This is a genomic window from Reichenbachiella sp. (genome assembly GCF_039941815.1).
GTDB lineage: Bacteria > Bacteroidota > Bacteroidia > Cytophagales > Cyclobacteriaceae > Reichenbachiella.
The window spans coordinates 208,601-231,665 of the sequence record NZ_JBDVDW010000023.1 but is presented as its reverse complement, the minus strand read 5'-3'; the positions used below and the strand labels follow the sequence as shown (position 1 = coordinate 231,665).

Here is a 23,065-nt window from a genome sequence, read left to right as displayed (position 1 = left end):
TAAATTAAAACCTAGCGCTATGACTCTTAAAACTCAACCTGGACCAGAGGGTGCCAACGAATTGGTATCAGCCATCGAAGATCCTAATCGTCGTCAAGATTGTAAAACTTTGCTAGATTTTTTCAAATCCATAACCAACCAAGACCCTGTGGTCTGGGGAGGTGCCATGATCGGATATGGTCGATACGCTTACAAAACCCAAAATGGTCAGGAAGCAGAGTGGTTTAAAGTAGGGTTTGCCAATAGAAAAACAAGTCTTACAATCTATGTCATATCGGGCTATAAAAGAGAACCCCAATTGATGAAGTCATTAGGAAAGTATAAAACAGGTAAATCTTGCCTCTATATAAAACAACTGAACGACATTGACTTAGACGTGCTCAAGGAGGTAGTAGAGAATTCTTATCGCTGGATGAGCGAAAATTATTGAAACTGCCTATCAACTCCTTGGAATGACTGGTGGTTCTTATACTTTCCAGATTCTTTAATTAAAAAATCAACTTCATGTATTTCTATTTAACTTAATTCCTGCTTACAGTAGAAAAAAATAAATCTGACTTCAATATGTTTTCAGTGCTAAATCGAAAGTATTGAATAATCTTTACCAACAAATCAACGAGAATGGCTTCTAAAGAGGACGAAATATTAAATAGGATAAGTCGGTGTCTAAATGAGTGTTATTTGGAAGTGGTCAGCGATCGTTTGATCGCTGAGACTGAGCAAATGACACTGATGATTGAGCAAGTTGAAGCTTTTTATGCGCTGCCGGAGAGTTCCAGGGCCTCCAATTCTCAAATAACGGAATTCAAATCCAGATGGCTAGCTCATATCCAAACACAGTGGCCTCAGCCGCAGGCAATCGATTTTATTAATACTCATGAGGCCCTGCTAAGCGGATTGAATGAAATTTTTGAGGGAATTCCTAAAAGCAAGAAGAAAGAACAAAAATCAGAAAGATTTACGATACAAAAGAATGATTCCATATGGACTCGAATGCTAAAGTTCATTAAGCGAATCGGGCTCGGCATAGGCCATATACCGCTGATCATAACCAACCTATTCAGGAAAAACAAAAAGCCAAAGCAGTATTGGACCCACGAGATACCACTGCGAAATCTTACAAAAGATCATTTCCTAATCAACACTTTGAATGGCTTGTCAGAAGCCACACAGCTTATCTATAGAGGACTTGCAGCGCAGTATATTTCTATCAAGCGGTGGGAAGAAACACTTGCCCAAGGCAATGGTGTTGAAAGCATCAAGCCTGTGGCTATCGATGATTTCCGAAACAATCTATTAGATAATATCGCGCAGCTCCTTAATGAAATTACTCAAAAGAATCAGCAAGGCTTTAATCACGATATTGAGAAGGCCGGTACCATGGAACTCCCAGGAAGACATCTAAGTGATGAAATCATCACAAAAAGATATGAACAAGCAGAAGCTGCCTGGACCAACTATGATCTGCATTGGAAGAACACCATTTTTGCAGTTTTCGAAGAGTGGAGACTTGATCTCAATGTCCATCTGCTGAAACACAAGACGCTCAGCAATCTTGAAGATTTTCAACAGGCGCAATTCAAAAAAATGCATGAATACGTCCGTCCTGAACTAAACGGAATCAGTTCATTTATTGAGGAAGGTCTGAAGGCAATTGAAAAACCTCAAGAAACCATACAAAAAGAGCTCAAAAGACTCAATTATCAGGCAGTAAAAAAGCTGGACATGGAACTGGTGCCTCAGCTTTGCGAGAAACTATCCCATCAATCTGTAATCAACCTGATCAACAAACTTGAGGTCAATATTGATCAGCATATAGAAGTACTTTCCGACGAAAGGGTCATTGTAAAATCAGACGCCTTTGATAGCCCGATAAAAACCAGCGACCTGAACAAAATCTCACCGCGCGAACTTATCACCTTTGAGATGCTGCCAGGATTCAAGAGTAAAATCAATACTATAAAACAAAGTTCTTTTTCGTCGCTTCAAAACACAGCTGATCATGTAAAAGACCTGGATCACATCATTACATTTAGTCTTTCGTCGGCGATATCAACTCTCGAGAACCATCCCGAAAAAGAAGAGGAAGCTACTTCCATTGCTGTAGAAGGCTTGAAGCGAGCACAAACCAGATTATTAGAGGAGCAAACGATACTAGACGAGTCGATTACTTCCAATTCTGAACAACTCGAATCTGCTATCAACGACTTTTGCGGTGATATCATGGAGTTGACCTTCAATGAGAATGTTAGAGAGCTACGGATGCGTGTCGCCAAGGCCAAAGCTGCTCAGCAAGCCCTGCAGGTACGAAGAAAATTGGAAGAGAAAATACTGGAACGAAAGCGCAACCTAACACTCGTTTTACTTGGAGCCTTCAACAAGATAAGACATCGATGGAATGTGATCGCAGAAGATTTTATACTGACTGCCAAAAAGCCTGAGATCACCAAGCAAGTAGCCGATTTCTTACTGGAATCACAGCAAGCCATCGACCGACTTCCACAGATTTACAAACGCCTTTATCAAATCGAACCGCTGGATGACCTGGAATTGTTCGTGGGTAGGCAAGAAGAGTTTCTTACCCTAAAAAAAGCCTTTGAAAGCTGGGGCAAGGGGCATTATGCTGCTACTATTGTCGTCGGCGAAAAATGGGGCGGTCTTACTTCCTTTCTAAACTATGCCGTAGCAAACGCTCGATTCACTCATACAGTGACCCGATTGGCTGTAGTAGACAATGGTTGTAGCGGAGAGCATATGATTCATATTCTTAGAAAAATCTTCAAAAACGATGAATTTACTACGCTCAGCGACGTCATTAAATACTTAAATGAATCTCCAAAACGAATCGTTATTCTAGAGGATATTCAAAACTTATTTCTTAGAAAAGTTGATGGATTTGAAGCACTCGAGCAACTATTCAAGCTAATAAACGAAACCAACAAAAATGTATTTTGGATCTCATCTACGTCCATTTATGCATGGGCCTATCTCAAGAAAACCATCTTTATCAATGAGTACTTCAGTTATGAGATCTCTTTGAAATCCATGACCAATGAGCAAATCATTGATATCATATGGAAGCGAAATAGAATTAGCGGATTCAAAATCCGGTTTGAGGCACAACCAGAATTGGCAGAAGACAAGAAGTTTAGTCGGCTGGATGAAGAGGCTCAGCAGCAGTTGCTCAAGAAGAAGTTTTTTTCAGAACTCAATGTATTTGCACAGAGCAATATCAGTCTGGCACTGATCTATTGGCTACTATCTACCAAGAATGTGGACGACTCCTCAATTACAATCGGGAAGTTTAAGAAGCCAAATTTGAATTTCCTTACCATATTGTCGATGGACAAATTGTACACGCTACACGCCATCATTCTGCATGATGGCCTGACTGAGACACAATTGGCTCAAGTCCTTTGTATCACTCCGAAAGCCAGTTCTCTTACTCTTTTGGCACTTTTAGAGGATGGTATTATTATAAATACGAATGGTATTCATTTGATCAATCCCCTAGTCTATCGAAATACAGTCAGTTTGTTACACTCAAGAAATCTAATCCATTGATATGAAAAGATTCTTAATTCTCGCGCTATCAACCCTTCTGGTGCTACCACTATGGGCTCAACCCGTCGCATCGACAGATTCGTTGGTTGAAGATACCACTGTGCAGTCAGACGTACTCCAAAGCAAAGAAGATTCTCAGTCTACTAAGGATTCTCAGACTCAAGAGGAAGCCAGTAGCAATAAAAGTAACAATAAGAATCTGACCAGCCCACCAGCAATCGGCGAGTTGATCTCCTTCTCAAATCTATTCTGGAGTCTTATATTCATAGTTATTGGACACTTCACCATCAAGCTTGCATCGCGAGTGCTCGAAATTTTCGCAGAACGCAGCACCCAATATAGAATCACAGTCAAAAGCATCATTCCGGTTGTGAAAATAGCAGGTTGGATTACCGTCGCTTGCCTGATCGTAATCGGAATCTATCAACCACCAGCCGCTACAGTACTAGCTTTCTCAGCATCAATCGGGGTAGCTGTGGGATTCGCTTCTCAGGATATTCTTAAAAACATCTTTGGAGGAATCATTATCCTATTTGATCGTCCCTTCAACTCTGGCGACAAGATTCAGGTCGGTGATACTTACGGAGAAGTGGTCATGATTGGACTGAGGTCTACCAGGATCGTCACCCCAGATGATAATCTGGTCACCATCCCCAACGGCGAAATCATGAACAGCGCCGTAGCCAATGCCAATGCAGGAGAGCCTAATTGCCAAGTGGTGGCTGAAGTGTATCTACCCATAGATGTAGACACAGTACTGGTTCGAAGCATAGCCACCCAAGCCGCTCAGGTCTCCAAATACGTCTTTCTCAACAAACCAATTGTGGTAATATTCGCCAATGAGTACAAGGAAAAGGAATCAGTCTTGAAAATGAAAATCAAAGCCTATGTGCTAGACATTCGGGATGAATTTAAATTTAAAAGCGAAATGACAGAGATAGTACTCAAAAAATTATTGGCCGAGGGTATCATTCAAGGACGCTAGGTGAGCTTTTCATTTACTATACACGTCATTTTCCAATCTTCCCAGCAATGTATTTTCTCACTACGTAATTTTCGGCAATATTGATGAGGTACAATAGCTGTTTCTTCATTTGAAATAACAAACTGAATCTAGTAAAACACCTCTTCAGAAGCTTGCCGAAAGGCTTCCTATCCTATCATCAGATGTAGTAAATAATACAAAAGAAATCGCCCATTGAAAATAGGTAGGCAACTTAAATTCATTTAATTCGTTTTTGGTTTATAATATAAACTAGTTTATAATTACACCATGAAAGAAGAATTATCACACACAGAAAGCCTAAAAATCATCAATGAGATGATTTCAGAAGCAAAAAATAGCTTTGATAAGAACGGAAGTTTCTATTTCCTTTTATGGGGTTGGGTAATTATGATCGCCAATCTTAGTCACTACATACTGGATAAATACACAAGCTACGAGTACCCGTTTGTAGTATGGCTAATAACCATTCCCGCCATAGTAGCCACCATCTGGTATAGCATTAAACTAAAATCTAAAGCTCAATCACAATCTCATCTTACTCGCTTGTATGGTGAAGTATGGATTGGCGTCGGTATAAGTATAATCTTATCCCTGATTTTCATGTCCAAAATCAATTTCAATCATACGGCCATCATTATGATGAGCGCAGGTATGGGCACTTACCTATCCGGACGTATGCTCAAATTCAAACCTTTGGTTTTCGGAGCCATTGCGCTCTGGCTGAGTTCGCTAATTTGCTTTACTCTGCCGATGACTGAGCAGCATCTGGTGGCCTCGATAGGTATATTGGCGGGCTATCTGATTCCCGGATACCTACTGAAATCTATGGAAAAATGAAAGATCTAACCCCACTCGACCCCCTACTACATTCACAATTGCGGCTGGCCATAGTTAGTTTGCTCATGAGTTTGGATTCGGCCGAGTTCACGTTCCTCAAAGAAAAAACCGGAGCGACGGCTGGCAACATTAGTGTTCAACTCGACAAACTATCCACCGCCGGCTACATCGAGATCACCAAAAGTTTCAAAGGCAAAAAACCGCTCACCACCTGCAAAATCACAAAGGTCGGACTTACGGCTTTTGAAGATTATGTGAAAGCACTTAAGAATTACATAGAATAAAATCCCGGAGGGATAAATTAATTTAAACCACAAACAAATGAAACGTTATACACTACTACTTGCAATAAGCTTGCTCCCCTTGTCAATAATGGCACAGCCAGATTTCTCATCGCTTGCAAAAGAGAAAATTTCTCAACTTGATCTTATGGTCGGCACCTGGAAAGGGATGGGATATATGTGGACACAAGCAGGAAAGGATTCTTCTCATGTGGTGGAAAACATCCAGTATAAACTGGATAGCACCATTCTATTTATCGAAGGCCAAGGAACGAAAGTGATGGAAGACGGCAGCAAAATGGTCGTTCATGATGCACTGGGTATTATGTCCTTTCATCCATTTTTGAAAGAATACCAAATGACTTCCTTTATTTCGAAAGGTATGAGTACGGTGGCCAAGGTAAAGATTATCGACGCTGAAAATATCATCTGGTCTTTCAATTCAGGTCCGGTATCTATTAGATATTCCATCACAATTGCCAACAATCAATGGACAGAAATTGGAGAACGATCGATGGATGGTCAAAACTGGATGAAGTTCTTTGAAATGAAACTGAGTAAAGTGAATTGACCCCCGAGTCAAAGATCTTCTGCGCACCACCTGCAAGGTGGGTTGTAAGCTTCAATTGGCCTCCACACCAGTAGCTACTAAAGTACCAGACCCCTTGATATTGGGTAGATTAGAATAACCGAAGGCGTCAATAATGCATCCGGATTACTTCAATAGTAGATAGATCAAAGTCAACACTCCTGTGAAAAACAACACGACTCCGACTACATACAAAATGGTGTTGATTGGGTACGTCAGTGTGTTTCCATAGCCAATTCCAACAAGAAACCAGCCCAAAAATAGGGTAATCAGTGCTATTAGGGTTGGTTTTGTATTTTTCATGTGCTCACCTCAAGATACTAAATTCGGCTAAGATCGCATAACATTAAAATGCATACACTTTTATCAAAGTTCCATTAAGAATGGATTAAGCAGTTACTTTTTTTATTTGATAACCTTCCATGTACGCCAGGCCTCCTACGATAATGATCTGTAGCACTAGCAATGTTTGCCCTAGCAAAGTGGCATCCATAAAATGAAAATAGAGTAGCACGACACTTATGTCCATCCAGACCCAGTTGGCCACGACCAATGATCTGAGGAGCGGTATAGATACTTGTCCCATCGTAGCCAGTCTAAGCGAAACGGAGGCATAGAGCGCGTTGATGATGGCTACCCAAAATATAAAGAGGTAGGGCAGACCTAGAAGGTCGACCAGCTCATTGCGAAAAACCAACCCTATGGCGGCAGTCAGTGCTCCTAAAATACAGTCCAGCCAAAGTAGCTTTCTTATCAGGGTAGGATTCTCTATTTGATAGTTCATATGCTTACTCTTCTATTATTTCAGATAATTCAAAATAGATGATTTGATCAGTTATATTTCGGTAGGTGTGAGAAGATCAAGCCAGTCGCTTTGCGCAAGTCTAAAGTTATCAATTGTAGAGGAGTTAGCAAGAAGAATGTATCTAATTGCGCTTGCTTAGAATATCTATCACCAGCGCTCTCGATAGTTTTCTACCCTCTGCCTTGGCCTTTATTTCATCGAAGGCAAACCTGAAATCACATCCTGATTTCCATTCACTGCAACCATAGGCACTTTTTCCTTTGATCAAATGTCCTTTGCCGCATTTGGGACAGACAGGAGGAGCTGTCTCCTTTGATTCATTTTTAGGACTTTTATTTTCAAATTCAATTGCAAAGGAAGGAGTCAGTTTTAAGATTCCGTCTACCTTTTGTCCATCAAGTACAAACCCTTTTATTTTTGTAGTGGCTTTCTTTTCCACCAGTCTTAGGATTTGACTTTCCGTCAATTTCTTGTCAAGGTATTCGAAAGGCAATCTCAAATCACAACCTTCTCTCCATGCACTACAGCCATAGGCGGATTGTCCTTTTAGAAGGGTCCCTTTCTTGCATTTGGGACATGGTGTGCCGGCTAAACTGGTTTTTTTCTTCTTGGCTGGTTGTTTTCTTGTTTTGGAGGTCACGGCCGTTTCTAATCTCGGCTTGCCGGTTTCCATACGAACTTCATAGACCAACTCATCCACCATTTTTTTCATATTGATGATGAAATTTTTGGCACTAAACTCTCCCTGCTCGATCTCTTTTAGTTGTTTTTCCCACTGACCTGTAAGCTCAGCAGACTTCAGGAGTTCATTTTGGATGGTACCGATCAGTTGAATACCCATGGGTGAGGGCAATACCTGTTTCTTGCTTCGCTGCGCATACTTTCGTCTGAAGAGGGTCTCGATGATGTTGGCTCTGGTAGAGGGCCGTCCGATGCCGTTGGCTTTCATGAGGTCTCTTAGTTCGTCGTCTTCGACCTGTTTTCCCGCAGTCTCCATCGCTCTAAGCAGCGAGGCTTCAGTGAAATTCTTAGGTGGTTTGGTAGATTTCTCTATAAATGTAGGCTCGTGCGGTCCACTTTCGCCTTGCTCAAAAGAAGGTAGCAGGCTTTCTTCCTCTTCTTTGTTTTCACCATCCTCGCTCTCTTCTTTTTTGTTCTTTTCTTTAGGGAACAAAATGCGCCAACCTTCTTCGAGTATCTCCTTTCCTTTGGCTACAAATTTCACTCTGTCTACCTCCGCATTCACCTGAGTTTTGGCTACTTGACAGTCAGGATAGAAAACTGCAATAAAACGCCTTACGATGATGTCATAGACTTTCTGCTGATCGCTATTCAAAGACTTCTCTTCTCCAGTAGGAATAATGGCGTGGTGATCCGTTACTTTTTTGTCATTAAATATCTTGGCTGACTTGCGCATCTTGTCTCCCAAAATAGCAGTCGTGAATTCCGAATAGGCAGATAGCCCCTTTAGAATTCCCGGAACTTTGGGATACATATCGTTTGGCAAAAAGGTGGTGTCTACCCGTGGGTAGGACACTACTTTCATTTCATAAAGGCTTTGTACGAGTTTGAGCGTAGCCTCTGCGGTGAACCCAAATTTATTGTTGCAAAACACCTGCAAGCTGGTCAGATCAAAGAGCTTTGGTGCATATTCTTTTCCTTCCTTCTTCTCGACTGCGGTGATAAAAAGATCGTTGTTTATCACTTGAGTTAGCAACTTCTCACCATCCTCTTTTGTGAAAAACTTACCCTCCGTGTGATTAAACTTGGTGTCACGATAGAGTGTTTGAAGCTCCCAATATGGCTTCGGTTCAAAATTTTCAATTTCCAGATGGCGCTGAACCAGCATGGCCAACGTCGGTGTTTGCACTCTCCCAATCGAGAGCACTTGTTTGAATCCACCGTACTTCAAAGTATAAAGTCGGGTGGCATTCATGCCCAGTAGCCAGTCGCCAATAGCTCTGGAGCTTCCTGCATAGTACAAATTGTCAAAATCCTCCGCTGGCTTTAGCTGATCAAATCCTATTTTGATAGCCTCTGTCGTCAATGATGAAATCCAGAGACGAAGGACTTTGCCTTCGTACTTGGCCGCCTTAATGACCCAACGTTGGATGAGCTCTCCTTCCTGCCCGGCATCACCGCAGTTGATCACCAACTCTGCACGATCGAGAAGCTGTTTGATAACCTTAAACTGTTTTTGCACCCCACCATCATCCATGATCTTGGTTTCGAATCGTTCGGGCAGCATCGGTAGGGTGTTGAGATCCCATCGTTTCCAGTGCGGTTTGTAGTCTTCCGGAGGCAAGAGCGTGCAGAAGTGTCCGAAAGTCCACGTCACCTGATAGCCATTGCCTTCGAAGTAGCCGTCCTTTCTCTCGGTGGCTCCGATCACTTGAGCTATTTCTCTGGCTACACTTGGCTTCTCTGCTATACAAACTTTCATGCCGATAATTAAAGAATTTTAGGGACTAATGGAGTAATTCTACTGAATTTCAAACGCTTCAACCTCATGTATTTTAATTGTCTATACCGAACTAAAAACAGCAAGTTGTACATATCTACCCGCAACACTTTTTATACTTCTTTCCGCTCCCACAAGGGCACGGATCATTTCTGGTAATCTTTTTCAGAAAGTCTACTGCCTCTGGGTTGATTTTACCTTCCAGATAGTACCATTGGCCGTCTTCCTTTAGAAAGGAGGATCGCTCGTGGTGCACGTGCTCTTTGCCTTTTTGGTCTGTGAAATGTGCTTTGAATTCTACTATGCCTCGTGTATCGAACGTGCTTCCATGTTCAGCGCTTATGATCTGTAGCTTATTCCACTGATTTTCCTGAGACCATTTTTCAATCTCATCGATCTTGTAATCTGCACGATTGCTACTATGCGTGGTTTCATACAAATAGTCAGCTTTGCCAATACAATAGGCGACATACCTCGAGCGCATCAATGTAAGTGCAGTAGGCGCAGATTGAGATTTGATGATTGGTTCGCAGCAGCCCTTCAAAGGCTTACCAGAACCGCATGGACAATTGGCCGGTTTCATATTAATTCTGATCTAACACCTTCACCGATAGAATTCGAACGTCCTTTTCTGGTCGATCAGATTGATCCGTAGGTACCGTGGCTATGGCGTCTATCACATCGAGACCCTTCACAACTTGTCCGAAGACCGTATAGTTTTGATCCAAATGAGGTGTACCTCCAAGTGTCTTATAGATTGCTCTATGTGCCTCAGGGATCGTATATTTCTCAAAATCATTGTAATCTTTTGCCAATGCATTGAGGCTGTCACCGAGAAGGGCATAAATCAGAGTATCTTCTTTTGCTTCCGCTTCCAGATAGGCATTAAGCAATTCGCGATTTGCCGAATCATTTTTTGAGTAGTGATTGGCAAGCCATCCATTGATACGCCCCTCTGCAATATCTATCAGGCTATCGGTCTGCACTCCACGATGCACAATATAAAACTGCATGCCGCTAGAGGCGCGTTTAGGATTTCCGTCTCGTGCAGCTCCGAGCGCTCCCTTTTTATGGAATAAGGAAGGATTAATTTCTTCATCTATTGTGTACGGCACGTCTCCTTCGCTGAGCTCTTCATTAGGTTTTGCGATTCGGCTATCGGGATCACCTCCCTGGATCATGAAGTCTTCGATGACTCTGTGAAAAAGCAGACTATCATAAGCTCCGGTCCTTGCTAGTTTTAGAAAATTGTCGCGATGTAACGGGGTCTCATTGTACAATTCTATGATCATCGTCCCATGGTCTGTTACCATTTCTACTACGGCTCTCTTTTCCTGCGGCGGTTCTGACGACTCGGTTTTTTTGCTGCAAGTCCATACGAATAGACCAAGGAAGGCAAGCGCACTTGTTTTGACGGCTGTATTCATTTTTCAAAACTAATAAAAAGCAATCTTGATGTGAGAACATCATTTTGTTTTAATTTGAATGTCTATGATAAAGTACCATGATGCACCAAGCGTTCTGACGGTTCTTCGTGAATTGGCAGATCCGGAAATAGTTACATTCAAGGATGAAAAGTATGCCATACGGGTAGACAATAGCCTGGGCATCTATATCAAAGACCTTAAGGCGCTAGCCAAGGAGATAAAAAAAGACGACAAGCTGGCCTTGGAATTGTTTGGTTCTGGTGTGTATGAGGCACAAATTCTCTGTTCGAAGCTCTTCAATCCCAAATCAATTACTCCTGAGCTAATTGAACGGTGGGTGTCAGCTTTTAATAGCTGGGAGCTCTGTGATTCTTTCTGCATGAGCTTTATAGGCCAGAGTCTAAATGGCTATGACAAAATTTTTGAATATGTATTGTGTGAGGAGGAATTTCAAAAAAGAGCTGGATTCGTGCTGATGGTAGGTCATCATTTTGGACAGAAAAAAGCACCCAATGAAGATTTTATTCGCATGTTTCCACTTTTGATTGAAGGAGCGATTGATGACCGAAATTTTGTAAAAAAGGCTGTCAATTGGGCTCTGAGAACCATAGGCAAAAGGAATAAAGATTTAAATAAGTTGGCTTTGGCAACTGCTGAAGAAATACTACGAATTGATTCAGCGACTGCTCGCTGGATTGCGAAGGACGCCATCCGCAAACTATCTTCTCCAACGGTCAGCATCCAGGATTACCCGAGAGATCAATATAGGCCAATATAGATCGGCCCATCCAAAGAATAGAAAAAAGGAAAAGCGCAATATTTGCGCCTATCAGGTCGGATTGGCAAAGTCCTTTGGTAGTAGGTTCAATTCCACCATGGGGGCTTATTCGGGATTTGCAAAGACGCGCTTCTCCTAATTACAGCAACATAATGTTGAAAAAAATTATAAAAATAAAGCTAGAACAACGGGGCTTTGGATTCAATAGGCATTGGTACCATAATTCTCTCTAGGCCTATTTACCTAGATTTTTCTAAATATTTAGGTACAAATACCTAACTATTATAACTCGTATTTCTCCTGCTATTTAATGTCCTCTCCAGTTGGTTCAGATTCCTTGACGAGCTGGTAAAAACCGTCCAAGCCAGGTTTTTTGCAAGCCCCTTTCCACTGCTATTATGATTTTAGGACCTGATATCTTCTTTCCGACCTTCATAATCGACCATTCATATAAAACAGGTATAACTTTTGAAAATGAATCGTTCACATTTACACCAAACTCAAACTACGCCGTAATGATCAAAAACTACTTCCTTGTTGCTTTCCGGAGCCTGCTCAGAGACAAATTTTATAGTGCGATCAACATTCTAGGACTTGCTTTAGGGATTACCTGCTGTCTGCTCATTATGATCTACATCAGTGACGAGCTGAGTTATGATCGGATGCACTCCAAGGCGGATCGTATCTATCGCATCAATGAATTCATGGTGGACGAAAATGCCGGAGAGCGATCTTCTAGTTTGCCCTTTCCAGTAGGTCCGACGCTCCGATCTGAGTTTCCATCTATTGTGGAGAAGCAAGTTCGCTTGTTCGACTATCAATCTCCTTCGCTCATGTTGGAGAACAAGGAAACGAATAAGACTTTCAACGAAACAAGAATCTTCTTCGCAGATTCTACCTTTTTCGATGTTTTCGATTTTGAGTTGGTAAAAGGAGACAAAGAAACGGCTCTGGACGAACCCAATGCTTTGTTGATCACCGAGTCCATGGCCAAAAAGTACTTTGGCAATCAAGACCCCATGGGAAAGATATTGCGATTCCAGGCGGAGCGTGACCTCATTGTCAAAGGAATTCTGGCGGACACCCCTCACAATACTCATTTCCAATTTGATTTTATTGGGTCTATGGCTACCGTGCGGCAGAGTTTCAATGGGAATCTGCCGCGTACCTGGTATTGGAATCCGTGCTGGACATATTTGGTTCTCAACGAGAGTAGCGAGCCGAAAGATCTGGAGGTTTTTTTCCCTGATTTCATTCTAAAGTTTTTTCCCGAATTTCTCCACGGGGACATTGTATTAAAATTGCAGCCGCTGACGGACATCCACCTAAAATCTGACCTTGAGTTTGAAATCCAACCTAATAGTAGCGAAAACAATGTGTATGTATTCTCTATTATTGGCGGGCTGATTTTATTCATTGCCTGCTTCAACTATATGAATTTGTCTACTGCCAAGTCTGCTAAAAGGTCAAAAGAGGTAGGCATCAGAAAAACACTAGGCAGTAAGAAAAGATTTCTTGTTGCGCAGTTTTTAATGGAGTCAATCATCATCACAGGGATAGCGGTCGGCGTGTCTCTAATATTATTCTGGATCATACTCCCATCTTTCAATGCCTTTACTGAGAAGACTATAGGCTTCATGATGCTGCTCCAACCACAAATCCTATTGGGGTTGTTGGGTGTCGTGCTGCTCATAGGTATCGGTGCAGGTATCTATCCGGCCTTTGTGTTGAGCTCGTTCTCTCCAATCAAAGGATTAAAAGGGGAGCAAAAAGGAAAAGGCAATCATCTTCGGCAGATGCTGGTAATACTGCAGTTTTCTATCTCGATCATTATGATCATAGGTACTTCTGTAGCCACCAGTCAGCTGGATTTCCTGAGGCAGAGTGATACTGGCTTTGACAAGGAGCAGGTGCTCTATGTATCTGCGCTTCGCACACCAATTGCACAAAAATATAAGGCATTCAAAAATGAAATTCTGCGACACAACGACGTCAAAAACATGACGGCTGTGGTGGATGCGTTGGGGGCCAGACACCAAGGGGATAATTTTCGATTCGAAGGTATGGAGCGCTCCATGCTCTTCTCTGTTTTTTGGGCCAAACATGATTTCTTCAAAACTTTCGGGTTGAATATAGTGCAGGGCAGACCGTTCAAAGAAAACATCTTGTCTGACGATACCGCAGCGATTGTAATCAATCAGGCCATGTGCCGGAGGATGGACTGGAAAGATGATGAGGCGGTAGGCAAGCAGTATAGCTACAATCAACGCCCTGGCAAAATCATTGGGGTGGTCGAAGATTTTAATTTTGCTTCCAAGCATAGAAATATTGAACCTCTGGTCATCCAACTGCGCAACAATCCTGGAAGTTTCAATCTGCTAATAAAATATCTGGCTATAAAACTAGATACAGAAAATGTAAAGGAAACGCTTTCGTTTATCGAGGGCAAATGGAATCATTTTGCCCCTGGTCGACCTTTCGATTACTTCTTCCTGGAGGATGAATTGAACACGCTTTACAAAGATGAAGACAAACTGAGCAAGGTGGCTAGCTTATTCTCAGGCCTGGCTATTATAGTAGCATGCTTGGGCTTATTTGCGCTCGCTTCTTTCACTGCGGAGCAGCGCAAGAAAGAAATAGCGGTCAGAAAAGTATTGGGTAGCACTATTCCCCAAGTGATTTTCTTGCTGTCAAAAGATTTCACCAAACTAATCGCTGTCTCGTTCATCATCGCTTGTCCGCTTGCTTATCTGTCCATCAACAGCTGGCTCGACAATTTTGCATTTAGAATTGGGATTGATCCATTGATTTTTATCATCGCTGGTTTGAGTACGTTGGTAATTGCGTTAATTACAATAAGCTTTCAATCCTTGAAAGCGGCCTCAGCTAATCCATCGACTGTATTGAAATACGAATAAAGAAAATAGCATAGTTTGGTATAATGAGTGAAGTACCCCGAGGAGTCGGGGTGCTTTTTGCCATTTACATAATTCAGACAACCCTTTTTTGCGTGGTCAGTATACTCTATCTATCAACTAAACTTCTACTCTGTGAACCAAGACGCTGCTCTAGAATATTGTAAAATTGAAATCGAAAGTGTTTTGAATTGGGGCCCATCGGCTCAATGGGAGAATCAAGAATTTGAGGAGCTTAGTCATGCTATATTCAAAAAAACCGGAGTTAACCTAAGTCACACTACTTTGAAACGAGTATGGGGCAAGGTGAAATACGATAATAGGCCAAGCATAAGCACCTTGGATGCCCTGGTCAATTTTCTGGATTACTCAAGCTGGTCAGCATTCAAAAGAGCAAAGGAAAATGTGAAGTCTGCTACGTCCAAATCTATAATATCTTCTGATATGGTACGATCAAGAAGGTTCGCACTTTCGCTCGTTTTAGTGATTTTGGTAAGCTTTGGTAGCTGGTATATCATTACCTCAAATATCACTACCAGCCCACAACTAGGCGAAAATCTGAAATTTGAAGCTAAATACTCTTCCTTTGGATTACCAAATACAGTGATCTTCTCCTTTGATGCTTCTGGCTTGTCCGCAGAAGAATGTGTAATTCAGCAATCCTGGGATCGAACCAAAAGAATACCTGTGACCACCGATCAAAAAAAGGCCACCTCAGTCTATTACTATCCCGGCTACTTCCGATCTAAGTTTGTCGCTGACGAGATCGTGCTCAAAGAAGCGGATGTATATATTGAGACTCAGGGCTGGCAAGCTACCATCAATACCGAACCGCTGCCCGTGTATTTATCCGACAAGGATTTGATCAAAACTAATCATCTGCGCCTGTCTGAAAATGGGCTCAAGCATTTAGGCCGGCATTACAAACCGGTCAGCTTTCACTATTATAAGCGAGAAGAAAACATCTTGGGTAGCGATTTTGAGTTTGAAACAGCGATTCGATATGCAATGGCCAATAGGGTTTCTGCCTGTAAATATGCCAAGGTAGTCCTTCATTTTAGCGAAGGAGTCTTTCTGATTCCATTGGTTATTCCAGGCTGTGTCGGTGAGGCCAACCTTATCGTGATGGATAATTTTATTTCTGGCAAGAGCAACGACCTTTCTGCATTTGGTGTATCTCTGCAAGATTGGCAGAAAATCAATGTAAGTGCCACTGACAATCGTTTATCTATCGATTTGGCGGGTCAGCCTATTTATACTGCCAGCTTCAAAATGGATCCCGGTCACCTGGTGGGTATCAGTTATCAATTTGATGGTGCCGGAGAGATCGACTATCTGAGACTGTCCAACGGCAACACAACCTGGGAATTTGACGAGAGCTATTACGAAGTAGAGGAAAGCGCCACAACCGGATCACTTTCCTCCCAATCAAAATAAGACTGCTGGCTAATAGGTCAGTGGAATCACCACTTCTATGTCCTCCCAGGCCATTAGCAGATTGCCCTTACCATCTTTTCCGTCGAATGCCATACCGAAGGACTCCCTGGACTGACTCGATTTCCGGACTGGCACACTGACTTCCAATACATTTTTGGACTGATCATATTCGAAGGCTCCCCAGGTGTAAAGATTGGAATTGAAAAGAATCGTCCATGCCTCTTTATTCGGAATAGCATACACTGTATAGTTTCCCGCTTTGAGCTTTTTACCTCCAAAGGTCATGTCTCGATAGAGATTGATCTCGGTGGATTGATTGGCGCCCAGCCTCCAGACTTTACCATAAGGTACTTTTTCGCCAAGCATTGTTCTGCCCTTTTTCAAAGGGCGGCTATAGATGATCCTAGCGGCTGGGACTGTACCTCTGCCATCTGGCCGAAAGACAGCAAGATCAAGCGGGCTATCATCAAGTGCCCTAATTTCCTGAGCCTTACTGTTTGCTCCCAACATACAAGTCAGGATCAATGCAATACCTAATATTCTTCTTCGTGTTTTCATACTTTTTATATTTATTCTCCTTTTATTTTAATGCCTTCCCTATCGATTTGACCCATGATTCCCCATCCGCCAAAACTTTCAGAAACGGCACAATAGATTACATTTTTTCCCTTCTTAAGTGGCAGATACACCTCATCGAACAGGCCGATTGTACCGAGATACCTGAAATCTCTCGTTCGGTAGCCATTAGTACCTGCATAGATTTTTTGCCCGTTGCAGTAGACTGCAAGTCGGTCGCTATATCCAAGGGTCAGTGCCTTTATTATGTCTTGCTCAGCATTGATCTCAATCTTGGCAATGACTGTATTCTTCTTACCTTGAACAGCCGCCACTCTAGAGAGATTGGTCACACCGGACTCTTCACTGGCAAGCTTTGTCCACTTCAAGCCATTAGTCACTTCAGGGTCCATCACGGTGGGCACGAGTTTGATCTCTTCTATGACACCAGACACTTGCCACGACATGATTCTGTCCTCCAACGGTGCAAACTCAACTTTGGAAGTTTTAGATAATTGCTGGTTGTCATTACTGATCACAGAAAAGTTGGCAAAGTGCACTCCTCCCCATCCGGTGTAAATACCTACTGCACCTTTGACCTTTGGGCCTTTCAGTTCGTGGATGAAAAAACTGGGTTCTTCCTCGTTGTCAATAAACAGCTCGGCCTGGTTTCCTGAGACAACCACTTTTACATGCATCCAACGATCGAGGGGTAGATCAATTTTCCCGTTGTAGCCGTGATGGTTTTCTTGCGGATAGAACTCAGGGTTTCCAGTATACACTCCTCTATGCTGATCATGATACAATTGCCAACTGGCCTTGCCATTGATTCTCGGGCAGTATTGATAGGCATCTGGTTTGCCTCGGCGGTGAGGCCTGAAATATAGCTCTTCAAAATTGTTGGCGTCAGCCACACGGAAATAAAAACCTGAGAAGGTCCATAGGTCTTTGAGATACATGTCAAACTCTATGACTCCATTCAGAAAATCAGCGGCACTCAATTCTGCCCCAGAAGCCTTTAAGTACAAAGCTGATTCTCCTTCGTAGTATTCAGGAATTACACCGTTGCCATCGAACGTCCATGCGGAGGAATCGAACGGGACAACCTGCGCTTCTAAGTACCCCGATACTATCAGGCATACAATTGTGAATAGTTTCTTCATCTCTTGATTTTTTGATTTTTGATACTCAATACTAATTCCATCAGCTTGTCCAAGCCATTCAAACTCATTCATTTCCATTCAATATCAATCATAAGGGTATCGCAGTTATATGCTCAAATAATATCCTCAGTAGCGGAAGCATCTTATGCACTTGAATCTTATATTTGCAAGAAAAAAAGTCGCATGCCCAATTCAGTCAAAATAGCCCCTTCCCTACTTTCAGCAGATTTTTCACGCCTGGGTGCAGATATCGAAATGGTAGAAAAAGGCGGCGCGGAGGTAATTCATTATGATGTCATGGATGGACATTTTGTGCCGAACCTCACCATTGGTCCTTTGGTACTAAAAGACATCCGAAAATGCACCAAATTACCTATAGATGTGCATTTAATGATAGAGAATCCTGATCAATACATTCCTGATTTTGCCAAAGCCGGTGCCGACTGGATTAGTGTACATGTTGAGACTTGCCCACATTTACATCGCACGATTCAACTGATCAAAGAACTTGGAAAAAAAGCTGGCGTGGTATTGAATCCACATACTCCTCTGAGCAGCATCGACGAAATTCTTCCGGACTTAGACTTTGTACTTATCATGTCAGTAAACCCTGGATTTGGTGGCCAAAAGCTGATTGGATCTTGTATAGAAAAAATCGCCAAACTGAAGGCAACACTAAAAGAACGAAACCTCGAGCATATTTTCATTGAGATCGACGGTGGGGTTAAACTAGACAATCTAAAGTCTGTCATCGACGCAGGAACTGATGTAGTGGTATCGGGGTCGGGTATCTTCAACACTGAAGACCCAATAGCGACGATTCAGCAGATGAAGGATCTGTAGGGCAGACTCAATCGCTAATATTCTGGCCTGTGATGGCCCCTACCAATTAAGGTGTAAAAACAATTCGAATCAGCACGCAATTTCGATGATAAATATTGACTAAAATTGCATTCCAAAATTTATTAGTATGAGTACTGAGAAAGAAATAAAGGAGGACAGACCTCAGCTCAATTTTATTGAGCAAATGATTGAAAAAGATCTTGCTGAAGGCAAACATGATGGTCAAGTACATACACGTTTTCCACCTCATCCAAATGGCTATCTACACATCGGTCATGCCAAATCCATTTGTCTCAACTTCGGGCTCGCACAGAAATATAATGGAAAATGCAATCTGAGATTTGATGACACCAATCCTGAAAAGGAGGACGTGGAATATATCCATTCAATAAAAGAAGATATTAAATGGCTCGGTTTTGAGTGGGACAATGAACTATATGCCTCTGATTATTTTGGTGACCTATACAATTTTGCTGTACAGCTCATCAAAGATGGCAAGGCTTATATAGATGATAACTCTGCAGAAAAAATCAGCGAAGAGCGTGGAAGTCCTACGTCACCAGGTAAACTGAGTGCTTTTAGAGCGCGTAGTATTGAAGAAAACCTATCGCTATTTGAAGCGATGAAAAATGGCGAAGTTGAGGAAGGTGTGCGTGTGTTGCGGGCCAAGATTGACATGGCGTCTCCCATCATGCAAATGAGAGACCCAGTGATCTATCGTGTAAAAAAAGCGACCCATCATCGGACTGGGAATCAGTGGTCGATCTATCCTACCTATGATTTCGCTCATGGACAATCCGATGCTTTAGAAAAAATCACTCACTCACTTTGTACCTTGGAATTTGCGTCGCATAGGCCGTTGTACGATTGGTTTATTGATGCGTTGGATTTATATCCGTCTAAGCAAACCGAGTTTGCACGGCTAAACCTGAGCTACACAATAGTAAGCAAGAGAAAGCTCAAGGAACTAGTAGAAGGTGGGCATGTAGACGGCTGGGATGATCCAAGAATGCCAACATTGGCGGCTATCAGGAGAAGGGGCTATACAGCTGAAGCCATTAGAAACTTTGCACACAAAATAGGCGTAGCGAAGAGAGATGGAGTGAGCGACGTTGCTCTACTAGAGCACAGTGTGAGAGAAGATCTCAACAAGAAGGCGAACCGTGTACTCGGTGTGCTGAATCCCATCAAGTTGATCATTACCAATTACCCGGAAGGGCAAACCGAAATGCTCCCTGCGGTAAATAATCCCGAGGATGAGTCGGCTGGAAAGCGTCAAATTCCTTTTGGCCGTGAGGTCTTTATTGAGCGTGATGATTTCATGGAGGATCCACCGAAGAAATTTTTCCGAATGGGACCTGAGCGTGAGGTACGTCTAAAGTACGCTTACATTATAAAATGCACAGGTTTCAAAAAGAATGACGCTGGTGAAATCGAAGAAATCTATGCCGAATATGATCCCGAAACGAAAAGCGGGCACGACACATCAGGCAAAAAAGTAAAAGGTACGCTGGGCTGGGTGTCGGCAGATCATGCAGTGAACGCTGAAGTCAGATTGTACGACCGACTCTTTACCACAGAAAACCTTAATGATATTGAAGATGACTTCAAAAACCATCTAAACCCGACTTCTCTCACGACGATGTCTCATGCTATGGTGGAACCATCAGTCGGGGATATGGCCCCTAATACGCAGTTTCAATTTGAAAGACTGGGCTACTTTATCATAGACAAGGACTCTAGTACTGATAAACCTAGAATAAACCGAACAGTATCGCTTCGTGACACCTGGGCTAAGCAAAACAAGTAAGTTATAAGTTTTCTATGTTTGTGTCTCTGGATTTTGATTATATTAATAGTCGAAATCCAATCGAAGACTCCTTACCATGAGAACTATAATAAGCCTTTGTATACTCCTTTTTAGCTCTAGCCAGATCCTGGCACAAGAGAATCAAGCCATTGACGAATGGATCAAAGTGTTGAGCTATGGTGTAGGGAATCAATCTCGGGAAACTGAATTAACTCCCTCTGAAGTTCAGGCCAGAGCTAGCCAATGCTTTCCTGCAGAGTTTGTGAAATCTACCCTTCTTCTTAGTAATGATGCCTCATGCAATGATGTGCCTATCATGTATGATTATAGAGAACAGGTTTTGCTTGTCTCCCACAGGGATAAGATTCATGTGGCGGCGCCAAATATGATCAAGCAAATAGAGTTTTCTGATGGCGATTCAAAAATCAAACTGATCAATGTTTCTGAACTTGGAAGGAGCTATGGGAGAAAAGGATTTTATGAAATAATACTGGAGGATGAGGAGAACCGACTCGTGCGCTACCGGGGCATCGAGACGATTATGCCTTCTTATAACGCCACTGTAGATGCCGGAACCAAAGACACCACATACATAGAAAAAAAGGAATTCCTGATTTTCAACAGTCAAAAAGGTATTTTGATTGAAAACTTCAAATCTAAAACCCTCGAACAATTCGACTCTGATGTAGATGAATTGAAGAGGTATGTGAAAAATGAAAAGTTAAAATTTAAGAAAGAAGAAGATTTGAAGAAATTGGCTCTTTATTATTGGTCGCTATAATCCTATCCAATGGATTGTAACCTTGGAAAAAGATACTGCTTGACCATACCGGGGAGTTCTTCTTTGCTCGCCACCTGATCTATACCACGTTGCACAAGCATTTGATCTATCAACTCGTCATTGGTATAAGTGACTGCAATAAGTTCGATGAATGGGAATTTTCGCTTGAAAACTTCTATTCTATCTATGATACCAGGGGTGTAGACGGATAAATCGACAATCACTAACTGACCATCGTGCAATGAAGTAACATCATCCAAATCACCTATGATTCTAATGTATACCGTACTGCTAATCTCTTGTAGCTCCCTTGTAATACTCTGAACAATAAGGTCGCTATTACTTCCAATCAATATTTCGTTCTCCATAACCCAGCTGCCAAAAATAGATTGCAATGAAACGAAGAATGGAAATCAAAATCAAGAGTAAAAAAACTGAATCTCAATTTTAGGAGTTTTGCCTACTGACTACGAAGAGCATAAAAAAACCATTCCAGATTTGGAATGGTTTTAGACTTTTTCAAAGCTTTCCTATTTAGCCAACTATACGATTGACAACCTCTATGAGATCATCTCCTGTGAATGGTTTCACTATATAATCGGCCGCGCCTAGCTCAATACCTTCATTGATGACAGACTGCTGTCCTACAGCACTAACCATGACTACTTTCGCAGCAAGGTTTTGGCTTTTGAATACCTTTAAGATATCCGTTCCGATCATATCCGGAAGTATATTATCCAGTGTTATCAGGTCAGGATTTAGCTCCAGCGCCAAATCAATAGCTGTTTCGCCATTAGGTGCCTCGCCAACGATCTCATAACCTGCCTCTGTGAGCGTATCTTTGATCAAAGTACGCATGTAAGCTGAATCATCAACGACTAATACTTTTTTGCCCATTATTTTACTATTTATATAGTTATTATTTTAATGCTAAGTTTTTAATTTTCATAATAAACTCCTCTTCCAGCAGCCAGATAAAATCCGACTTAATGTCAATGTCATCTGTATGAAACACAGAACTAAACTGAATTAGAGGACTTAAAGTTACGGATTCTGCATGAATGTACTTATTCACCTCGCTTGCCTCCATGACATGCAAAGATGGCACATTTCCATAAATTCCCACCTCAAGACTGTTAGCAAATTCTGTAATCACTGAAGCTGCCATGATATTATCTATCTCTTTTAACAATTCGAGCCTCATAATTTGAGAATCAGAATTGTCTCCTTTAGCTACGCTATCCGGTAGGCACTTTGAATATATTTTTTCTACTTCGTCGCTGGTGAATATCAAATGGCATATTCCTTTCAATTCTCCTGCCAGTTCTGTTCGCAATATGTGAATCTTATCATCCTTTTTGCTAGAATACTGAGGTTCGTTGTTTAGAACAGCAATCTCAAAATCGATATCCGTCACTTCTATGGCACTGTTGAGAATCATTTTAAGAGAAACTGCTGCTCGATCAAGGCCTCTGTTGATCATTTCGACAGCCACTGCCATTTCCTGCTCAGTAAATTTTTCAATCATAGGGTTACCATTTTGGTTTTGGTGTTTTGCAGTGCGCTGATCAATATGGTCAGATGCTGACTTAAGATTATCGCACTTCTAAAAATAAAAGGTCTCTTGCAGACATCAAAAGATAAAACCCTTTTAATGTCAATGTTCCTGATTATCTGCCGCCAAAATTACGTAAACCCTAAATTGCCCACAATTAGTGATTTTACTTAAATTTTATACCTAGAAGATTAGTACTTTTTCCTATAACTTTTGCTTACTGCAATCAGTATTTAGTATTGAACCAATAGAGTAATT

At 41.9% G+C, this 23,065-nt stretch carries 22 protein-coding genes; 12 read left to right on the top strand and 10 right to left on the bottom strand.

The genetic code is table 11. From position 1 onward, the window contains the following. Nucleotides 1–19: 19 nt before the first annotated feature. The 6 genes from ABJF11_RS04245 to ABJF11_RS04220 all read left to right on the top strand — a co-directional run bounded on the left by ABJF11_RS04245 (nucleotide 20) and on the right by ABJF11_RS04220 (nucleotide 6,259). Entirely contained in the window at nucleotides 20–430 is a 411-nt protein-coding gene (locus ABJF11_RS04245) for a DUF1801 domain-containing protein (RefSeq protein ID WP_348118268.1), read from the top strand. A gap of 191 nt (nucleotides 431–621) precedes the next feature. Next, nucleotides 622–3,564, top strand: a complete 2,943-nt coding sequence (locus ABJF11_RS04240; protein ID WP_348118267.1) for a hypothetical protein — start codon at nucleotides 622–624, stop codon at nucleotides 3,562–3,564. A gap of 1 nt (nucleotide 3,565) precedes the next feature. Next, the gene (locus ABJF11_RS04235) at nucleotides 3,566–4,549 is read left to right on the top strand and encodes a mechanosensitive ion channel domain-containing protein (RefSeq protein WP_348118266.1); all 984 of its coding nucleotides are present in this window, start codon (nucleotides 3,566–3,568) and stop codon (nucleotides 4,547–4,549) included. A gap of 288 nt (nucleotides 4,550–4,837) precedes the next feature. Further along, entirely contained in the window at nucleotides 4,838–5,407 is a 570-nt protein-coding gene (locus ABJF11_RS04230; protein WP_348118265.1) for a hypothetical protein, read from the top strand. After that, entirely contained in the window at nucleotides 5,404–5,691 is a 288-nt protein-coding gene (locus tag ABJF11_RS04225) for a transcriptional regulator (protein ID WP_348118264.1), read from the top strand. Before ABJF11_RS04230 ends, ABJF11_RS04225 begins: the two co-directional genes overlap by 4 nt. A 37-nt stretch (nucleotides 5,692–5,728) precedes the next feature. Further along, nucleotides 5,729–6,259: a hypothetical protein gene (locus tag ABJF11_RS04220; protein ID WP_348118263.1), complete on the top strand. Its 531-nt coding sequence runs from the start codon at nucleotides 5,729–5,731 to the stop codon at nucleotides 6,257–6,259. A gap of 144 nt (nucleotides 6,260–6,403) precedes the next feature. Here the strand turns inward: ABJF11_RS04220 and ABJF11_RS04215 are convergent, their stop codons facing one another. The 5 genes from ABJF11_RS04215 to ABJF11_RS04195 form a co-directional block, all read right to left on the bottom strand. Further along, nucleotides 6,404–6,580: a hypothetical protein gene (locus ABJF11_RS04215; protein ID WP_348118262.1), complete on the bottom strand. Its 177-nt coding sequence runs from the start codon at nucleotides 6,578–6,580 to the stop codon at nucleotides 6,404–6,406. Nucleotides 6,581–6,665: 85 nt separating this feature from the next. Next, complete coding sequence (locus ABJF11_RS04210) at nucleotides 6,666–7,061, bottom strand: hypothetical protein (RefSeq protein ID WP_348118261.1); 396 nt, start codon at nucleotides 7,059–7,061, stop codon at nucleotides 6,666–6,668. Between the two features lie 142 nt (nucleotides 7,062–7,203). Continuing rightward, nucleotides 7,204–9,525 carry a DNA topoisomerase 3 gene (locus ABJF11_RS04205; protein WP_348118259.1) on the bottom strand — a complete coding sequence of 774 codons (2,322 nt, stop codon included), beginning with the start codon at nucleotides 9,523–9,525 and terminating at the stop codon, nucleotides 7,204–7,206. 115 nt (nucleotides 9,526–9,640) lie between these two features. Beyond that, the gene (locus ABJF11_RS04200) at nucleotides 9,641–10,126 is read right to left on the bottom strand and encodes a YchJ family protein (protein WP_348118257.1); all 486 of its coding nucleotides are present in this window, start codon (nucleotides 10,124–10,126) and stop codon (nucleotides 9,641–9,643) included. A 1-nt stretch (nucleotide 10,127) separates the two neighbouring features. Beyond that, the gene (locus tag ABJF11_RS04195; protein ID WP_348118256.1) at nucleotides 10,128–10,970 is read right to left on the bottom strand and encodes a peptidylprolyl isomerase; all 843 of its coding nucleotides are present in this window, start codon (nucleotides 10,968–10,970) and stop codon (nucleotides 10,128–10,130) included. Nucleotides 10,971–11,034: 64 nt separating this feature from the next. Here ABJF11_RS04195 and ABJF11_RS04190 point away from each other — a divergent pair, with 64 nt between their 5' ends. The 3 genes from ABJF11_RS04190 to ABJF11_RS04180 all read left to right on the top strand — a co-directional run bounded on the left by ABJF11_RS04190 (nucleotide 11,035) and on the right by ABJF11_RS04180 (nucleotide 16,100). Then, nucleotides 11,035–11,748 (top strand): DNA alkylation repair protein, encoded by a 714-nt coding sequence (locus ABJF11_RS04190; protein ID WP_348118255.1) that lies wholly within the window; start codon nucleotides 11,035–11,037, stop codon nucleotides 11,746–11,748. A 515-nt stretch (nucleotides 11,749–12,263) separates the two neighbouring features. Beyond that, nucleotides 12,264–14,666, top strand: a complete 2,403-nt coding sequence (locus ABJF11_RS04185) for an ABC transporter permease (RefSeq protein ID WP_348118254.1) — start codon at nucleotides 12,264–12,266, stop codon at nucleotides 14,664–14,666. Nucleotides 14,667–14,798: 132 nt separating this feature from the next. Further along, nucleotides 14,799–16,100, top strand: coding sequence for a hypothetical protein (locus ABJF11_RS04180; RefSeq protein WP_348118253.1), 1,302 nt, complete (start codon nucleotides 14,799–14,801; stop codon nucleotides 16,098–16,100). Between the two features lie 9 nt (nucleotides 16,101–16,109). On the opposite strand, the gene ABJF11_RS04175 is transcribed toward ABJF11_RS04180, so the two are convergent. Together ABJF11_RS04175 and ABJF11_RS04170 are read right to left on the bottom strand one after the other, a co-directional pair. Beyond that, nucleotides 16,110–16,658 (bottom strand): DUF2911 domain-containing protein, encoded by a 549-nt coding sequence (locus ABJF11_RS04175; protein ID WP_348118252.1) that lies wholly within the window; start codon nucleotides 16,656–16,658, stop codon nucleotides 16,110–16,112. 11 nt (nucleotides 16,659–16,669) lie between these two features. Continuing rightward, the gene (locus ABJF11_RS04170) at nucleotides 16,670–17,818 is read right to left on the bottom strand and encodes a hypothetical protein (RefSeq protein ID WP_348118251.1); all 1,149 of its coding nucleotides are present in this window, start codon (nucleotides 17,816–17,818) and stop codon (nucleotides 16,670–16,672) included. Nucleotides 17,819–18,001: 183 nt separating this feature from the next. Here ABJF11_RS04170 and rpe point away from each other — a divergent pair, with 183 nt between their 5' ends. The 3 genes from rpe (at nucleotide 18,002) to ABJF11_RS04155 (ending at nucleotide 21,252) form a co-directional block, all read left to right on the top strand. Then, nucleotides 18,002–18,661, top strand: coding sequence for a ribulose-phosphate 3-epimerase (gene rpe / locus ABJF11_RS04165; RefSeq protein WP_348118250.1), 660 nt, complete (start codon nucleotides 18,002–18,004; stop codon nucleotides 18,659–18,661). Nucleotides 18,662–18,788: 127 nt separating this feature from the next. Then, on the top strand, nucleotides 18,789–20,471 hold the full coding sequence (locus ABJF11_RS04160; RefSeq protein ID WP_348118249.1) for a glutamine--tRNA ligase/YqeY domain fusion protein: 1,683 nt from the start codon (nucleotides 18,789–18,791) through the stop codon (nucleotides 20,469–20,471). Nucleotides 20,472–20,547: 76 nt separating this feature from the next. Next, nucleotides 20,548–21,252 carry a hypothetical protein gene (locus ABJF11_RS04155; protein WP_348118248.1) on the top strand — a complete coding sequence of 235 codons (705 nt, stop codon included), beginning with the start codon at nucleotides 20,548–20,550 and terminating at the stop codon, nucleotides 21,250–21,252. 2 nt (nucleotides 21,253–21,254) lie between these two features. Here ABJF11_RS04155 and ABJF11_RS04150 read toward each other — a convergent pair whose 3' ends face one another. The 3 genes from ABJF11_RS04150 to ABJF11_RS04140 form a co-directional block, all read right to left on the bottom strand. Then, on the bottom strand, nucleotides 21,255–21,620 hold the full coding sequence (locus ABJF11_RS04150) for a hypothetical protein (RefSeq protein ID WP_348118247.1): 366 nt from the start codon (nucleotides 21,618–21,620) through the stop codon (nucleotides 21,255–21,257). 166 nt (nucleotides 21,621–21,786) lie between these two features. After that, nucleotides 21,787–22,149: a response regulator gene (locus tag ABJF11_RS04145; RefSeq protein ID WP_348118246.1), complete on the bottom strand. Its 363-nt coding sequence runs from the start codon at nucleotides 22,147–22,149 to the stop codon at nucleotides 21,787–21,789. 22 nt (nucleotides 22,150–22,171) lie between these two features. Continuing rightward, a complete protein-coding gene (locus tag ABJF11_RS04140; RefSeq protein ID WP_348118245.1) occupies nucleotides 22,172–22,780 on the bottom strand; it encodes a hypothetical protein in 609 nt (202 codons plus the stop codon). Between the last annotated feature and the right edge of the window lie 285 nt (nucleotides 22,781–23,065).

What these genes read in the sequence shown, in the direction of transcription:
- ABJF11_RS04230 (WP_348118265.1), top strand. Translation starts at nt 4,838, where the DNA reads ATGAAAGAAGAATTATCACACACAGAAAGCCTAAAAATCATCAATGAG.
- ABJF11_RS04145 (WP_348118246.1), bottom strand. Translation starts at nt 22,149, where the DNA reads ATGGGCAAAAAAGTATTAGTCGTTGATGATTCAGCTTACATGCGTACT.
- ABJF11_RS04150 (WP_348118247.1), bottom strand. Translation starts at nt 21,620, where the DNA reads ATGGAGAACGAAATATTGATTGGAAGTAATAGCGACCTTATTGTTCAG.
- rpe (WP_348118250.1), top strand. Translation starts at nt 18,002, where the DNA reads ATGCCCAATTCAGTCAAAATAGCCCCTTCCCTACTTTCAGCAGATTTT.
- ABJF11_RS04215 (WP_348118262.1), bottom strand. Translation starts at nt 6,580, where the DNA reads ATGAAAAATACAAAACCAACCCTAATAGCACTGATTACCCTATTTTTG.
- ABJF11_RS04210 (WP_348118261.1), bottom strand. Translation starts at nt 7,061, where the DNA reads ATGAACTATCAAATAGAGAATCCTACCCTGATAAGAAAGCTACTTTGG.
- ABJF11_RS04140 (WP_348118245.1), bottom strand. Translation starts at nt 22,780, where the DNA reads ATGATTGAAAAATTTACTGAGCAGGAAATGGCAGTGGCTGTCGAAATG.
- ABJF11_RS04225 (WP_348118264.1), top strand. Translation starts at nt 5,404, where the DNA reads ATGAAAGATCTAACCCCACTCGACCCCCTACTACATTCACAATTGCGG.
- ABJF11_RS04175 (WP_348118252.1), bottom strand. Translation starts at nt 16,658, where the DNA reads ATGAAAACACGAAGAAGAATATTAGGTATTGCATTGATCCTGACTTGT.
- ABJF11_RS04170 (WP_348118251.1), bottom strand. Translation starts at nt 17,818, where the DNA reads ATGAAGAAACTATTCACAATTGTATGCCTGATAGTATCGGGGTACTTA.
- ABJF11_RS04240 (WP_348118267.1), top strand. Translation starts at nt 622, where the DNA reads ATGGCTTCTAAAGAGGACGAAATATTAAATAGGATAAGTCGGTGTCTA.
- ABJF11_RS04235 (WP_348118266.1), top strand. Translation starts at nt 3,566, where the DNA reads ATGAAAAGATTCTTAATTCTCGCGCTATCAACCCTTCTGGTGCTACCA.
- ABJF11_RS04195 (WP_348118256.1), bottom strand. Translation starts at nt 10,970, where the DNA reads ATGAATACAGCCGTCAAAACAAGTGCGCTTGCCTTCCTTGGTCTATTC.
- ABJF11_RS04220 (WP_348118263.1), top strand. Translation starts at nt 5,729, where the DNA reads ATGAAACGTTATACACTACTACTTGCAATAAGCTTGCTCCCCTTGTCA.
- ABJF11_RS04205 (WP_348118259.1), bottom strand. Translation starts at nt 9,525, where the DNA reads ATGAAAGTTTGTATAGCAGAGAAGCCAAGTGTAGCCAGAGAAATAGCT.
- ABJF11_RS04185 (WP_348118254.1), top strand. Translation starts at nt 12,264, where the DNA reads ATGATCAAAAACTACTTCCTTGTTGCTTTCCGGAGCCTGCTCAGAGAC.
- ABJF11_RS04155 (WP_348118248.1), top strand. Translation starts at nt 20,548, where the DNA reads ATGAGAACTATAATAAGCCTTTGTATACTCCTTTTTAGCTCTAGCCAG.
- ABJF11_RS04200 (WP_348118257.1), bottom strand. Translation starts at nt 10,126, where the DNA reads ATGAAACCGGCCAATTGTCCATGCGGTTCTGGTAAGCCTTTGAAGGGC.
- ABJF11_RS04160 (WP_348118249.1), top strand. Translation starts at nt 18,789, where the DNA reads ATGAGTACTGAGAAAGAAATAAAGGAGGACAGACCTCAGCTCAATTTT.
- ABJF11_RS04245 (WP_348118268.1), top strand. Translation starts at nt 20, where the DNA reads ATGACTCTTAAAACTCAACCTGGACCAGAGGGTGCCAACGAATTGGTA.
- ABJF11_RS04190 (WP_348118255.1), top strand. Translation starts at nt 11,035, where the DNA reads ATGATAAAGTACCATGATGCACCAAGCGTTCTGACGGTTCTTCGTGAA.